This window comes from Modestobacter excelsi, from assembly GCF_005930495.1.
Classification (GTDB): domain Bacteria; phylum Actinomycetota; class Actinomycetes; order Mycobacteriales; family Geodermatophilaceae; genus Modestobacter; species Modestobacter excelsi.
On sequence record NZ_SJEX01000006.1, the window covers coordinates 1 to 14,153 of the forward strand.

Annotated in this window: 15 protein-coding genes; 10 read left to right on the top strand and 5 right to left on the bottom strand. The window is 73.4% G+C overall.

Features of this window, described 5'->3' with window-relative positions; all coding sequences use genetic code 11:
* The first annotated feature begins 599 nt into the window (after nucleotides 1-599).
* Nucleotides 600-1,319 carry an HAD family hydrolase gene (locus FHL80_RS03590; protein ID WP_138732088.1) on the top strand — a complete coding sequence of 240 codons (720 nt, stop codon included), beginning with the start codon at nucleotides 600-602 and terminating at the stop codon, nucleotides 1,317-1,319.
* Complete coding sequence (locus FHL80_RS03595) at nucleotides 1,316-3,688, top strand: glycoside hydrolase family 65 protein (RefSeq protein WP_138732089.1); 2,373 nt, start codon at nucleotides 1,316-1,318, stop codon at nucleotides 3,686-3,688. Before FHL80_RS03590 ends, FHL80_RS03595 begins: the two co-directional genes overlap by 4 nt.
* Nucleotides 3,689-3,724: 36 nt before the next feature.
* On the opposite strand, the gene FHL80_RS03600 is transcribed toward FHL80_RS03595, so the two are convergent.
* The 3 genes from FHL80_RS03600 to FHL80_RS03610 form a co-directional block, all read right to left on the bottom strand.
* Nucleotides 3,725-4,426, bottom strand: coding sequence for a M50 family metallopeptidase (locus tag FHL80_RS03600; RefSeq protein WP_138732090.1), 702 nt, complete (start codon nucleotides 4,424-4,426; stop codon nucleotides 3,725-3,727).
* Nucleotides 4,427-4,645: 219 nt separating this feature from the next.
* A complete protein-coding gene (locus FHL80_RS03605; RefSeq protein ID WP_138732091.1) occupies nucleotides 4,646-5,317 on the bottom strand; it encodes a response regulator in 672 nt (223 codons plus the stop codon).
* The gene (locus FHL80_RS03610; protein WP_138732092.1) at nucleotides 5,314-6,621 is read right to left on the bottom strand and encodes a sensor histidine kinase; all 1,308 of its coding nucleotides are present in this window, start codon (nucleotides 6,619-6,621) and stop codon (nucleotides 5,314-5,316) included. Before FHL80_RS03610 ends, FHL80_RS03605 begins: the two co-directional genes overlap by 4 nt.
* A 160-nt stretch (nucleotides 6,622-6,781) precedes the next feature.
* Between FHL80_RS03610 and FHL80_RS03615 the strand changes: the two genes are divergently transcribed.
* Together FHL80_RS03615 and FHL80_RS03620 are read left to right on the top strand one after the other, a co-directional pair.
* Nucleotides 6,782-7,690 (top strand): ABC transporter ATP-binding protein, encoded by a 909-nt coding sequence (locus tag FHL80_RS03615; protein WP_138732093.1) that lies wholly within the window; start codon nucleotides 6,782-6,784, stop codon nucleotides 7,688-7,690.
* On the top strand, nucleotides 7,687-8,481 hold the full coding sequence (locus FHL80_RS03620) for an ABC transporter permease (RefSeq protein ID WP_138732094.1): 795 nt from the start codon (nucleotides 7,687-7,689) through the stop codon (nucleotides 8,479-8,481). Before FHL80_RS03615 ends, FHL80_RS03620 begins: the two co-directional genes overlap by 4 nt.
* Nucleotides 8,482-8,522: 41 nt before the next feature.
* On the opposite strand, the gene FHL80_RS03625 is transcribed toward FHL80_RS03620, so the two are convergent.
* Nucleotides 8,523-8,861, bottom strand: a complete 339-nt coding sequence (locus tag FHL80_RS03625) for a VOC family protein (protein ID WP_138732095.1) — start codon at nucleotides 8,859-8,861, stop codon at nucleotides 8,523-8,525.
* A 141-nt stretch (nucleotides 8,862-9,002) separates the two neighbouring features.
* On the opposite strand from FHL80_RS03625, the gene FHL80_RS25200 reads away from it, so the two are divergent.
* The 3 genes from FHL80_RS25200 to FHL80_RS03640 all read left to right on the top strand — a co-directional run bounded on the left by FHL80_RS25200 (nucleotide 9,003) and on the right by FHL80_RS03640 (nucleotide 10,551).
* On the top strand, nucleotides 9,003-9,302 hold the full coding sequence (locus tag FHL80_RS25200) for a VOC family protein (protein WP_216870390.1): 300 nt from the start codon (nucleotides 9,003-9,005) through the stop codon (nucleotides 9,300-9,302).
* Nucleotides 9,299-9,853: an isochorismatase family protein gene (locus FHL80_RS03635; protein WP_138732096.1), complete on the top strand. Its 555-nt coding sequence runs from the start codon at nucleotides 9,299-9,301 to the stop codon at nucleotides 9,851-9,853. The genes FHL80_RS25200 and FHL80_RS03635 overlap by 4 nt, the downstream gene beginning before the upstream one ends.
* A gap of 449 nt (nucleotides 9,854-10,302) precedes the next feature.
* Nucleotides 10,303-10,551, top strand: a complete 249-nt coding sequence (locus FHL80_RS03640; RefSeq protein ID WP_138732097.1) for a hypothetical protein — start codon at nucleotides 10,303-10,305, stop codon at nucleotides 10,549-10,551.
* Nucleotides 10,552-10,625: 74 nt separating this feature from the next.
* On the opposite strand, the gene FHL80_RS03645 is transcribed toward FHL80_RS03640, so the two are convergent.
* Nucleotides 10,626-11,036, bottom strand: coding sequence for a hypothetical protein (locus FHL80_RS03645; RefSeq protein ID WP_246078441.1), 411 nt, complete (start codon nucleotides 11,034-11,036; stop codon nucleotides 10,626-10,628).
* A 105-nt stretch (nucleotides 11,037-11,141) separates the two neighbouring features.
* Between FHL80_RS03645 and FHL80_RS03650 the strand changes: the two genes are divergently transcribed.
* From FHL80_RS03650 to FHL80_RS03660, 3 genes are all read left to right on the top strand, one after another.
* Complete coding sequence (locus tag FHL80_RS03650) at nucleotides 11,142-11,918, top strand: glycerophosphodiester phosphodiesterase family protein (protein WP_138732098.1); 777 nt, start codon at nucleotides 11,142-11,144, stop codon at nucleotides 11,916-11,918.
* Nucleotides 11,919-12,008: 90 nt separating this feature from the next.
* A complete protein-coding gene (locus FHL80_RS03655; RefSeq protein WP_138732099.1) occupies nucleotides 12,009-13,379 on the top strand; it encodes an MFS transporter in 1,371 nt (456 codons plus the stop codon).
* Nucleotides 13,376-14,122 carry a thymidine kinase gene (locus FHL80_RS03660; protein WP_138732100.1) on the top strand — a complete coding sequence of 249 codons (747 nt, stop codon included), beginning with the start codon at nucleotides 13,376-13,378 and terminating at the stop codon, nucleotides 14,120-14,122. Before FHL80_RS03655 ends, FHL80_RS03660 begins: the two co-directional genes overlap by 4 nt.
* Nucleotides 14,123-14,153 lie beyond the last annotated feature (31 nt).

Sequence of the window (14,153 nt, forward strand, 5' to 3'; positions counted from 1 at the left end):
CTCCCTGTAGAGGGGGGCGGACGGGGAGGGAGCGCAGGGCGCCGGCGCAGGCGCAGGCGCGTTGGACCCGCCCGCCACGACCAGCTGCGGCAGGGTGCACCTCGACCTCGAGTACAACCGTTATCCCCAACTACACGCTGGCTCACTGCTGCAGCGTCCCCGACCACCCGGCCGGCCCACTGATGGCGGAGAACGCCCTCCGGGCGGGGCAGTGACGACCACCGGGGAGAGCGGCGCGCTGGTCCTCCGGTGCGCCCAGGGCCCGGACGAGGTCGCAGGCACGGGAGGCAGCCCTGGGTCGGGCAGAGCGCCGGCCCGAAGCCGCAGTCCCGACGGGCCTCGCTGCGTGCTCATGGGACGCGGGCGTACCGCCACATGACGGCACTGCCGATGGAGGAGCAGGACAGTGCACCGGCCATCGACCGTTATCCCCAACAATATAACGGCCCCAAACACCCGCCGTCCCCGACGACCACGAACAATCGGACGGCAGACCTCGGACGCCCTTCGGGCGGAGCAACGACGTCCACCCCACGACCGACGAGTGCGCTGCAGGTCTCGACAGGACTGTCCCAGGAGATCGACGTAACGTGTCGCGCGTGTTGGGACTCCCCGAAGGCATCCGAGCGTGCCTCTTCGACCTCGACGGCGTCCTCACCCAGACGGCGAAGGTGCACCAGGCCGCCTGGAAGCGCACCTTCGACGAGTTCCTGCGGAGCCGGGACCCGGCGGCGGTCGAGTTCAGCCAGGCCGACTACAACCAGTACGTCGACGGCAAGCCGCGGGAGGACGGCGTCCGCGACTTCCTGGCCAGCCGCGGGATCACGCTGCCCGAGGGCACCGACGGCGACCCGGCCGACGCGGCGACGGTCCGCGGGGTGGCCACGCGGAAGAACGAGCTGCTGCTGCGCGAGCTCGACGAGCACGGCGTGCAGGTCTACGAGGGCTCGATGCGCTACCTGCGGGCGGTGAAGGAGGCGGGTCTGGCCACCGCCGTCGTCACCGCCTCGGCCAACGGCGAGCAGGTGGTGGCCGCCGGTGGGTTCGCCGACCTGATCGACGCACGGGTGGACGGGGTGGTCGCCAAGCGGGACGGGCTGGGCGGCAAACCGGCCCCGGACAGCTTCCTGGCCGGCGCCCGCGCCCTGGGCGTGCCGCCGGCGCAGGCGGTGGTGTTCGAGGACGCGCTGTCGGGCGTGGCCGCGGGTCGGGCGGGGGACTTCGGCTTCGTCGTCGGGGTGGACCGGGTCGGTCAGGCCGACGGGTTGCGCGAGCGCGGCGCGGACGTCGTCGTGCAGGACCTGGACGAGCTGCTGTGACGGAAGGACGCGCGCACTTCCTGGTCAAGCCGTGGTCGCTCACCGAGGTCGGCGTCGACCTCGCGTCCCTGGGCACCCACGAGTCGGTCTTCGCGCTGGCCAACGGGCACATCGGCATGCGCGGCACGCTCGACGAGGGCGAGCCGGTCGTCGTCCCGGGGACGTACCTGAACGGCTTCTTCGAGGAGCGCCCGCTGCCCTACGCGGAGGCGGGCTACGGCTTCCCCGAGCAGGGCCAGACGGTGGTCAACGTGACCGACGGCAAGCTGATCCGGCTGCTCGTCGGCGACACCCCGCTGGACCTGCAGTACGGCAGCATCGTCAAGCACCGCCGGTCGCTGGACCTGCGCGACGGCGTCCTCCGCCGGACGACCGAGTGGCGCTCGCCCAGCGGCCGGCAGGTCAGGGTCACCAGCACCCGCCTGGTCTCGCTGACCCGGCGCTCCATCGCGGCGATCGAGTACCAGGTGGAGTGCACCGACATGGAAGGCGACCTCTACATCGCCCTCCAGTCGGACCTGCTGGCCAACGAGACCGTCAACACCGCGCAGACCGGCGACCCGCGGGCCGGATCGGCGATGGACCGGCCGCTGCAGTCCGAGCTGCACGAGGGCCGCGGCCGGCACGCCGTCCTGGTGCACCAGACCCGGCGCAGCCGGCTGCGGATGGCCGCCGGGATGGACCACGAGGTCGACGTCCCGGACCAGGCCACCGAGGACCTCGAGGTGTCCGGGGACCTGGCCCGGTACACCCTCGCGGCCCGGCTGCCGGCCGGGTCCAAGCTCCGGCTGGTCAAGTACCTGGCCTACGGCTGGTCCAGCCGGCGGTCCGCGGCCGCCGTCCGGGACCAGGTCGAGGGGGCGCTGGCCACCGCCAAGCTCGCCGGGTGGGACCGGTTGGTGCGCGAGCAGCGGGAGCTGCTGGACCGGCACTGGGACGAGGCCGACGTCGAGATCGAGGGCGACGCCGAGCTGCAGCAGGCGGTGCGGGTCGGCATGTTCCACGTCCTGCAGGCGGGTCTGCGTGCCGAGCGCCAGCCGATCCCCGCCAAGGGGCTCACCGGTGACGGCTACGACGGCCACACGTTCTGGGACACCGAGACCTACGTCCTGCCGGTGCTCACCTACACGGTGCCCGGCGCCGCCCGGGACGCGCTGCTGTGGCGGCACTCGACGCTGGAGCTGGCCCGTGACCGGGCCCGGGAGCTCGGGCAGGACGGCGCCGCCTTCCCCTGGCGGACGATCCGCGGTGAGGAGACGTCGGGGTACTGGCCGGCCGGGACGGCGGCGTTCCACATCAACGCCGACATCGCCGATGCGGTGGCCCGGTACTGGTGGGCGACCCTGGACGAGGAGTTCGACCGCGACCACGGCACCGAGCTGCTGGTGGAGACCGCCCGGCTGTGGGCGTCGCTGGGCCACTTCGACGACGGCCGGGGGTTCCGGATCGACGGGGTCACCGGGCCGGACGAGTACACCGCGGTCGTCGACAACAACGTCTACACGAACTTGATGGCGCAGCGGAACCTGCGCGAGGCGGCGGCCGCCGTCGCCCGGCAGCCGCAGACCGCGGCCCGGCTGATGGTGTCCGCGGACGAGGTGGCCCTCTGGACGCGCGCGGCCGAGGAGATGCGCATCCCGTTCAACGAGGCGCTGGGCGTGCACGAGCAGTCGGAGGGGTTCACCCACCACGAGGAGTGGGACTTCGAGGGGACGACGCCGGACCAGTACCCGCTGCTGCTGCACTTCCCCTACTTCGACATCTACCGCAAGCAGGTGGTCAAGCAGGCCGACCTGGTGATGGCGCTGCACCTGCGCGGGGACGCCTTCACGCTCGAGGAGAAGATCGCCGACTTCGCCTACTACGAGGCGCGCACCGTGCGGGACTCCTCGCTGTCGGCCGCGCAGCAGGCGGTGATCGCCGCGGAGACCGGGCACCTGCAGCTGGCCCACGACTACTGGGGCGAGGCGGCGCTGACCGACCTGCAGAACCTGCACGGCAACAGCGGGCACGGCCTGCACATCGCCTCGCTGGCCGGCGGCTGGATGGTCGCCGTCGCGGGGTTCGGCGGGATGCGTGACCACGACGGGCGGCTGACCTTCGCGCCCCGGCTGCCCCCACGGATCTCCCGGCTGGCGTTCCGGGTGGTGTTCCAGGGCCGCTGCCTGGCCGTGTCGGTGACCGCCGAGCAGGCCACCTACCGGCTGGTCTACGGCGACGAGCCGCTGGAGATCGCCCACCACGGCGAGACCTTCACCGTGACCTCCGACCCGCAGGAGCGGAAGATCCCCCCGGCGCCGGACGTCGCGCCGGTGCACCAGCCGCCGCACGCGGCGCCCCGCCGCCGCAACCGCCCCACCTCCGACTGAGGAAGGACCCCCAGCACGGGCCCCTGCGATGGGGGCTCACAGCAACCAGAGGGTGCCCAGGGCGAGGGCGCCGACGTCGACCAGCAGGAAGAACCCGACCCAGAGCACGCCGGGGAGCCCGGTGAGCCGGGCCAGCTGGTCGGCGTCGGAGTCCCGCCCGGCGCCCCGCCGGCGCTTGGCCTGCAGCTCGACCACGGTCTTGGGGGCGGCCAGCAGCAGGAACCAGGTCACCAGGTGCGCGAACGCCGCCTGGCCGTCGGCCGGCAGCCACCACGTGGCGGCGAACACCAGGGCGCCGGTGACCAGCACCGACCACAGGCCGTACCAGTTGCGGATCTGCACCAGCAGCAGCGCCAGCAGGGCCAGCAGCGCCCACAGCAGCCCGACCGCGTACCCGGCGGCCAGCAGGGCCGCCGCGCCGAGGCCGAACAGCCCCGGGCCGGTGTAGCCCGCCGCCGCGGTCAGCACCATGCCGGGTCCCGTCGGCCGGCCGGCGGAGACGGTCAGCCCCGAGGTGTCCGAGTGCAGCCGGATGCCGGACAGCCGGCGTCCGGTGACCAGCGCGGCCAGCCCGTGCGCACCCTCGTGCGCGATGGTCACCGCGTGCCGGGAGCGCCCCCACAGCGCCGGGGAGAGCACCAGCACGGCGGCGAACACCGCGCTGAGGGCCAGCAGCCAGCCGGGCAGTGGGGGAGAGGCGGCGCTGACGCGGGTCCAGAACCGGTCGAGGGCCTCCACGCCACGATCATCGCCACCGGACCTGTGCGCGGCCGGTGCGGCGCGCAGGGGACCCCGTCACGTGTTCGTCACGCACGACGGCGATGCTGGCGGCCTGGTGGCTGGGCTCCGCGCAGGGCCTGGCCGGGGTGACCCGCAACGAGCGGCGCCCCGGCATGGAGGGCAGCGCCGGCTGAGCCCAGGAGCCATGTCGGCCAACATGGCCCGTGGGGGAGGGACCTACACCAGGTCGGCGTCGTGGGTCAGCAGCGCGATCTGCACCCGGTTGGCGAGGTCCAGTTTCACCAGCAGCCGGGACACGTGCGCCTTCACCGTCGCCACGCTCAGGTAGAGCTCCGCGCCGATCTGCGCGTTGGACAGCCCCCGGCCGACGGCCAGGGCGACCTCCCGTTCGCGCTCGCTGAGCTGGTCGAGCCGGGCGCGCGCGCCGCGGGTGCGGGCGTCACCGGGGGGAGCCGGTTCGACGGCGGCGACGTGCGCGATCAGCTGGCGGGTGACGGTGGGGGAGAGCATCGGCTCCCCGGCGGCCACCCGGCGCACCGCCTCCACGATCGCGGCCGGCGGGGTGTCCTTGACCAGGAAGCCGCTCGCCCCGGCGCGCAGCGCCCGCAGCACCTGCTCGTCGGCGTCGAAGGTGGTCAGCACGATCACCTCCGGCGCACCGGACCCGGCCAGCAACTGCTCGGTGGCGGTGAGCCCGTCGGTGCGCGGCATCCGGATGTCCATCAGGACGACGTCGGGGGAGCAGCGCTCGACCGCGGCCGGCACCTCGTCGCCGTCGGTGGCCTGACCGACCAGCTCCAGGTCCTCGGCCCCGCCCAGCACCATCGCCAGGGCGGCGCGCACCAGCGGGTCGTCGTCGACCACCAGCACCCGCACGGGCTCCCTCATCGGACGACCGGGCCGGCGGGCCAGGGGAACGTCGCCCGCAACCGGAAGTCGCCGTCCGTCGTCCAGCCGTGCTCGAGGTGGCCGCCGCCCAGGCTGACCCGCTCCAGCAGACCGATCAGGCCGGTGCCCCCGTTGGGCAGCGGCGCGGTGTGCTCGGCACCGGCCGGCGGGGGGTTGCGCACCTCCACGACCAGCCCGCGGCCCGGGCCCCCCTCGACCAGGACGGCGGCGACGGTGCCCGGCGCGTGCTTGCGGACGTTGGTGAGCCCCTCCTGCACGACGCGGTAGGCGTTGCGGCCGGTCGCCGGCGGAGCCGACCCCAGCTCGGGCACCCGGTAGTCCGCGCGTACCCGGACACCCGCCCGGCGGCACTCCTCGACCAGGGCGGGCAGGTCCCCGAGGGTCGGCTGCGGCCGGGTCGCCGGGTCGCCGTTGGCCTCCCGCAGCACCCCGATCACCTCCCGCAGGTCCTCCAGCGCCTGCCGCGCGCTGGCCCGGACGACGCCGGCGGCCTGGGCGATCTCCGCCGGCGGGGCGTCGGGCCGGAACTCCAGCGCACCGGCGTGCATGCTCAGCAGCGACAGCCGGTGCGCCAGCACGTCGTGCATCTCCCGGGCGATCCGGGTGCGCTCGAGGTGGCGGGCCTGCTCCACCCGGAGGTGCTGCTCGCGCTCGGCACGCGTCGCCCGCTCCCGCAGCGACAGCACCAGCTGGCGGCGGGCGCGCACGAACATGCCCCAGGCGACGACCGCCGCGGTCATCAGGACGCCGAAGCCCAGGACGATCGGGTAGGGCACGTCGTCCGTCGGCCGGACGACGGTGTAGACGAAGAACGCGGCGAGGTTCAGCGCGGACAGCGCCAGCACGGTGGGCAGCCGCCGGTGCACGGCGACGGTGAACAGCGCGATCAGCACGGCGATGCTCGCCATGTCGGAGAAGCAGCCGACGAGCGCGAGCAGCACGGCCACCTGGACCGGCCAGCGGCGCCGCCACCACAGCAGCAGGCAGGCGATGCTGCCGGCGACCACGTCGGCGAGCACCAGCGCGTCCGACGGCGGCGGGGACTCCGACAGCGCCGCGCCGACGAACACCGCGCCGCCGGCCAGCGCGAGCAGGAAGCCGCTCACGTCCACGACCCAGTCGCGGACCGAGCGCCGCACCCGCCGCCTCCCGCCGGTGCTGCCGACGCCGTCCGGCCCGCGCTCGGGGGCGGCGTCGGGGTCGGCCAGCAGCTGGGCCGGGACCAACGAGGGATGCTCCACGCGGCGGTCGGCGTCGGACGGCGCTCCGCCGGTCAGGGTCATCCCCGGAGGCTACGGACGCGCGCGGTCCACCGGAACCGACCGAGGTCTACGTCCCCCCGCCCGGGTACCGACTTCGGTCGGCCGGGAGTCGGCCCGCTCCGGGCGAGGCGCCGACTCCCGGCCGATGCGGGCGACCGGCCGGCCGGGCCACGGTCATCCCATGATCACGATCGACTCCCTGACCAAGCGGTACGGCGCGCAGCTCGCCGTCTCCGACGTCTCCTTCAGCTGCACGCCGGGCACGGTGACCGGCTTCCTGGGTCCCAACGGCGCCGGCAAGTCCACGACGCTGCGGGCCCTCGTCGGGCTGGCCACACCGACCAGCGGCACCGCGACGATCGGTGGCCGGGCCTACCAGGACCTGCCCAACGCGGGCCGTCAGGTCGGCGTCCTGCTCGACGCCGGTGCCCAGCACGCCGGGCGCACCGGCCGGGAGGTGCTCACCCTCGCCGCGCTCGTGCTCGGCGTCGGCCAGGAACGGGTCGACGAGGTCCTCGGCCGGGTCGGGCTGGCCGGCAAGCCCGCGGGCAAGCGGGTGGGCAACTACTCCCTCGGCATGAAGCAGCGGCTGGGGCTCGCGGCGGCGCTGCTCGGCGACCCGCAGGTGCTCGTGCTCGACGAGCCGGCCAACGGCCTGGACCCCGACGGCATCTACTGGATGCGCGGGCTGCTGCGCGGGTTCGCCGACCGCGGGGGCACGGTGCTGCTCTCCTCGCACCTGCTGCGGGAGGTCGAGGCGGTGGCCGACCAGCTGGTGGTGATCGCCGCCGGCCGGATCGTGGCGCAGGGCAGCAAGCAGGAGCTGCTGGGCGGCCGGGGGACCGTGGTCCGCGGCCCGGACCGGGTGGTGCTGGAACGGGCGTTGCGGACGGCGGGGATCACCGTCACCCCCGGGGAGGGGGACGGACTGGTCGCCGACGCCGACCCGCTGGCGGTGGGCCAGGCGGTCGCGGCGGCCGGCGCGGTGCTCACCGAGCTGCGCCCGGCCGGGGGAGAGGGGCTCGAGGAGCTCTTCCGGTCCCTGACCCACGCCAACGGCTCGCAGCAGGTGCTGGAGGTGGCGGCATGACCACCACGACCGCTCCCGCTGCTCCCGCCGCCCCAGCCGTCCGGACGCCGGCGATCAGCGCGCCGTCGCTGCTCCAGCTGACCCGGGTGGAGCTGCGCAAGTCCTACGACACCCGCGCCGGACGGTGGCTGCTCATCGTCATCGGACTGGCGGCGCTCGGCGTCGTCGCCCTCGAGCTGTTCGTCGAGGACGCACCCAAGACCTTCGCGGACTACTTCGCCTTCACCCAGTTCCCGGTCGGCATCCTGCTCCCGGTCCTGGGGATCCTGCTGGTGACCAGCGAGTGGTCGCAGCGGACGGCGATGACCACCTTCGCGCTGGTGCCCCGCCGGGCTCGGGTGCTGACCGCCAAGGTGCTGGCGGCGGTGCTGCTCGCCGTCGGCGGCGTGCTCGCGGCGGCGGCCGCCTCGGCGCTGGCGACCGTGCTCACCCCGGTGTTCACCGACAGTGCCATGGACTGGGGGCTGTCCGCCGCCCAGGCCGGGCAGGTGCTGCTGGCCCAGGTGATCTCGGTGCTGGCCGGGGTGGCCTTCGGCATGCTGCTGCTCAGCTCCCCGCTGGCCATCGTCCTGTACTTCGTGCTGCCGACGACCTTCACCATCCTGGTCAACACGGTGTCGGCCCTGGACTGGGTGCGCGACTGGCTGGACCTGTCGACGACGACCATGCCGATGTACGACGGCGACCTGGACGGGCAGGGCTGGTTGCAGGTGGCGACATCGGTCGCGCTGTGGCTGGCGCTGCCCATGGTGCTGGGCTGGCTGCGCATCCGGCGGGCCGAGATCGCCTGACCGGTCCCTGGACCTGACCCGCCACCCCCGGGGGTGGCGGGTCAGATCTGCTGGGTGAGGTTGACGGCGTTGCCGTCGGGGTCCTGGACGTGCGCCACCCGCTGGCCCCACGGCATGTCGTTCGCCGGCCCCTCGACGTGCCCGCCGAGCTCGGACACCCGGGGGAGAAGGGCGTCGACGTCGGGGACGGCGATGCTCAGCAGCATCCGCTGCGCGCCGTCGGGGGCGTCGGCGTCGGAGACCAGGCCGAGGTCGGAGTCCCCGATCCGCAGGCTGACGAAGAAGGTCGGCCCCTCGGGCGGGACGCGCTCGGTCTCCACGGCACCGCACAGGTCTCGGTAGAAGGCGGCCAGCCGGGGCAGGTCGCGACTGACGATCATGGGTTGCACGCTGCTGGGCACGAGGGTCTCCGCTTCATCGAGGTCACAGCTCAGACCACGCGTGGCCGACGTACTCATCGGCTGCGGGTCGACCGCCGGGTGACGTGGACACGAACGGAGCGGTGCACGAGGCTGCCGGCCATGCGGTCACGGATGACGGGCATGTGGTGGGGGACGGCGATCGAGGCGCCGGACCCGGGCGCACTGGCCCGCTTCTACGCGGCGCTGCTGGAGTGGCCCATCGGCCACGAGGAACCGGGGACGGCGATCCTCGCGGCGCCGGAGGGGTCGATGTACGTCACTTTCCAGCAGGCGACCGGTTACCGGCCTCCGGTGTGGCCGCACCGCCGGGCGCCGGGCGGATCACCGACCGGCGCAGGACTGTCGGTACCCGGTCCTAGCGTGGGGCGTCCGGCCGACCAGCTGAGGAGATTGTCATGACCACGTTGACCGATCGACCCACGACCGCGCTGATGGTGATCGACGTCCAGCAGGGCATCGTCGACGGTGCGTACCGACGCGACGAGGTGGTGGGCAACATCGGCACCCTGGTGGCCAAGGCCCGCGACGACGAGCACCCGGTCGTCTGGGTGCAGCACTCGGGTGAGGAGCTGGCGCAGGGGAGCGACGCCTGGCGGTACGTCCCCGAGCTGGTCCGCTCGGACGGCGAGCCGCTGGTGCACAAGACCCACGGCGACTCGTTCGCGGGCACCGACCTCGAGCAGGTGCTGGCCGCGGCCGGGATCGGTCACCTGGTGGTCGTCGGTGCGGAGTCCGATGCCTGCATCCGGTCGACGATCCACGGCGCCTTCGTCCGGGGCTACGACGTGACGTTGGTCAGCGATGCGCACACCGCCGGCGACAAGAGCGCCTGGGGAGCTCCGCCGGTCGACCAGGTGGTCGCGCACACGAACCTCTACTGGCAGTTCGAGACGGCACCCGGACGCACGGCGGCCGTCGTGGAGACCAAGGACATCGTGTTCGGTGGGTGAGGTCCCAGCAAGCCGGCGGAGCGGCCACGATCCGTACTACTTGACATAATGTCGATTATCGGCGATGACGGGATGGCCCCGAGAGGGGTTGTCCCGCAGGGTCCGACCGGCCGTCCGAGCGGCTGTCCCACCGCGCCAGATCCGACGTCCGTCCGGTGGTGAACACCCACGCATCCAGTCTGCCCGGACCGGACTCCGGCCCTTCATCCCGAAGCACGCCTGTAGCGGGCACCCCAGGTCGGTGGACAACTCCCCCGACATGTCGATCTTGTTCGCCGGGATCCCTGGTCCCACATCGACCTGCTCGACACCCCCATCGCCACTCGGGCCGTCGAACCCCTGATCCCCCGGTGCCGCTGAACCGACCCCAATACGTCACTCTGACGGAATGGGGTCCGATTCGGCCGTTCCGACGGGCGGCGGCGACGAACCGTCCTTAGGGTCGAGGCATGAACATCCGACGCTCCATGGCGGGGTTGCTCACGGCGCTTGCGCTCGTCTCCGGTGGGGCCCTGGCCGGGTGTCAGGCCGCACCCGAGGCGAACACGGGAACGCCCAAGGACACGGCCAGCAACACCTCGGGCTCCGACCCGGGTGGCGTGTCCCAGGGCAACGTGCCCAAGAACGACAGCAACGAGGTCGACTCGACCAGCAACTCGGATCGCGACGAGGGGGCCGACCCGGAGAACGGCGGCTGAGTGGCACGACCGGCCGGGCAGCTGCCTGACCTTCGCGCACGGTGAGTTCCGTAACAGTGACGTAGGCGATCGGGTCAGCCGGCTTGTTTGCCGTTGAGCCACAGTCGGTCCAGCCGGCCGGTCGAGCGCACCAGGTCCGCGAGCGAACGCTCCAGCTCTGCCTTGGTCGGCTTCTCGGTCAGCAGCGTCTGCACGTCCTCGATGGCGCACCGCAGCTGGTACAGCCGGTCCTGCAGCCCGTCGAGCTCCGCGCGGGTGACCAGCACGACGTCGGCGGACAACCCGGCCTTCGCCGTCGCCGACCGCTGTTCGTAGGCCCGCTGCCGGCACGCCTGCCCGCAGTACAACCGCGGACGCCCGACCGACTCCTGCGTCGGGAGCACGCTGCGGCACCAGCCGCACCGACGCTCCTCGCCCTGCGCACGCCGGGTCCGAGGCGTCGGCCGGACGCGCCCCTCGACCTCGGCCTTCTGCTCCACTGCCACGGCAGCGACGGTAGACGTCACCTCTGACAGGTCCGGTCGGACACGCCCGTGCCGGCGTTCATGACCCCTCGACACGCCGTCCGACCTCCGCACTAGCGTGGGGGCGTGGCCGGCTCGCGATATGCGTTCCTCGACGGGCCGACCCCGGTGGCGATGGCGCACCGCGGTGGGGCGATCGAGCACCTGGAGAACACCCTGCCGGCCTTCCAGGAGTGCGTGAGCCTCGGGTACCGCTACCTGGAGACCGACGTCCGGGTGACCGCCGACGGAGAGCTCGTCGTCTTCCACGACCCGACGCTGGACCGGATCACCGACCGCACGGGGCGCGTGGACGCACTCCCCTGGGCCACCGTGCAGACCGCGCTCATCGGCGGGCGCGAGCCCATCCTGCGGTTGGAGGACCTGCTCGGCGCCTGGCCGGACGTCCGGTTCAACCTCGACATCAAAGCCGCCGGGGTGCTCGCGCCGCTGGTCCGCACGATCCGCCGGCTCAAGGCCGAGCACCGGGTCTGCCTGGCCTCCTTCTCCGACGCCCGGGTGGCTGCCGCACGGCGGTTGTTCGGCCCCGAGGTGTGCACCTCACTGGGTCCGCGCGGGGTGGCCGCCCTGCGGCTGTCCTCGTACTCGCCGCGGGCGGCCGGGCTGGTGCGGATCCAGGCGGGCTGCGCGCAGGTCCCCCTGCAGCTGGGTGGCCGGCCGTTGGTCGACGAACGCTTCATCGCCGCGGCGCACGCGCGCAGCCTGCAGGTCCACGTCTGGACCGTGGACAGCGAGCCGGAGGCCACCGAGATGCTCGACCTGGGCGTCGACGGGGTGATGACCGACCGTCCCGCGATGCTCCGCGACCTGCTGGTCGCCCGCGGCCAGTGGACCGGCGTGTGAGCCGGCCGCGGAACGGGCGGCGTGGTCCCGGACGACACCCGTGACCGCCGGATGCTGGCACCGTCCGCCGGCGGCTGGCACCCTGCGCCGGTGAGCGCCATCTCGAAGGCCGAACGGCCCGCTGTCCCCGTCGACCCGGCGCTGCGCCGCGAACGGTTCGGCTGGTACTCCTACGACTGGGCGATGTCGGCGTTCAACACGACCGTCATCAGCGTCTTCCTGGCGCCCTACCTGACCTCGGTCGCCGAGGCGGCCGCCGACGCCGGCGGCCGGATCCACCCGCTGGGCATCAGCATGCCGCCGGGCAGCCTGTTCGGGTACGTGGTCTCGCTGTCGGTGGTGCTGCAGGTCGCCGTCCTGCCGCTGACCGGGGCCGTCGCCGACCGCTCCGGGCGCAAGCGGCAGCTGCTCGCCGCCGCCACCCTGGTCGGGGCGCTGTGCACCATGGCGCTGTTCTTCGTCGGCGGCGACGGCTACCTGCTGGGGTCCGGGCTGTTCATCGTCGCCAACATCGCCTTCGGCGCGGCGACCGTCGTCTACTACTCCTGGCTGCCCGACCTCGCCGGGCCCGACGAGCGGGACGCCGTGTCCAGCCGGGGCTGGGCGCTGGGCTACCTGGGGGGCGCGCTGCTGCTGGCCGCCAACCTGGCGCTGTACACCCAGTACGAGGCGCTGGGGGTGACCCAGTCCGAGGCGGTGCGGATCTGCCTGTCCTCGGCAGGCGTGTGGTGGGCCGGGTTCGCCGTGGTGAGCATCGCGCTGCTGCGGAACCGGCGCCCGGTCGACGGCGCTGCGGTGCCGAGCACCGCGGTGGCGCTGCGGGCCAGCGTCGGGCAGCTGCGGAGCACCTTGCGGGACATGCGCCGGTACCCGCTGACGCTGTGGTTCCTCGGCGCCTACCTGTTGTTCAACGACGGCGTGCAGACGGTCATCACGGTGTCGGCGCAGTTCGGTTCCGAGGAGCTGGACCTCGCCCAGACCACCCTGGTGTCGGCGATCCTGCTGGTGCAGGTGGTCGCCTTCGTCGGTGCGCGTGGGATGGGCCGGATCGCCGAGTCGGTCGGGGCGGTGCGCACCGTGCTCGGCTCCCTGGTGGTCTGGGTCGGCGTCCTGGTCGCCGCCTGCTTCCTGACCGCCGGCGAGGCGACGCAGTTCTACCTGCTGGCCGTGGTCATCGGCTTCGTGCTCGGCGGGACGCAGGCGCTGTCCCGCTCGCTGTTCAGCCAGCTCATCCCGCCGGGCAAGGAGGCGGAGTACTTCGGCTTCTACACGATCTCCGACCGCGGGACGAGCTGGCTGGGCACCTTCCTGTTCGCCCTCACCTACCAGCTCACCGACTCCTACCGGTACGCGATCGTCAGCCTGGTCGTCTTCTTCGTCGTCGGCGGCGTCCTGCTGGCGAAGCTGGACCTCCGCCGGGCGATCGTGGCCGCGGGCAACACACCTCCGGAGCGCCTGTGACCCCCACCCCCCTGCTGCCCGACGCCGTCCCCGCCTCCGGTGACCGCCGTCGGCACCCGGCGCCGGCGCACCTGGTCTTCTTCCACGGCCCGATGGACTGCGGGAAGTCGACGCTGGCGCTGCAGGTCGACCACAACCAGAGCCGGCAGGGCCGGCACGGGCTGCTGCTGACCCAGGGCGACCGCTCCGCCACGCCGCAGATCAGCTCCCGGGTGGGGCTGCGGCGCGAGGCCGTGGAGGTGGACCCCGGCACCGATGTCCGGCTGCTGGTCCGCGACCGCTGGGCGGGCGGTCACCGGGTGGACTACCTGATCGTCGACGAGGCGCAGTTCCTCACCGGGGAGCAGGTCGAGCAGCTGGCCGAGCTCGTCGACGAGTCGCACGTCGACGTCTACGCGTTCGGGTTGACCACCGACTTCCGGGCCCGGTTGTTCCCCGGCACCCAGCGGCTGTTCGAGCTGGCCGACGACGTGCAGCGGGTGCAGGTCCAGGTGCTGTGCTGGTGCGGCCTGCCCGGGCTGCTCAACGCCCGGGTGGTGGATGGCGTGATGGTGCGGGAGGGCGCCACGGTGGTGGTCGCCGACACCGCCCCGGCACCGGTCCCCTCCGCCGACGGGGACGACGGCGACGGGGCCGGCGGCGACGGGGACGACGTCCGCTACCAGGTGCTCTGCCGCCGGCACCACGTCCGCGGGCTGCTGGAGCCGACGCCCACCGGCCCTGGGCAGCTCGCCCTGCGCTGAGCTCACCCCATGGGGGTGGCCGGGCGCGGAT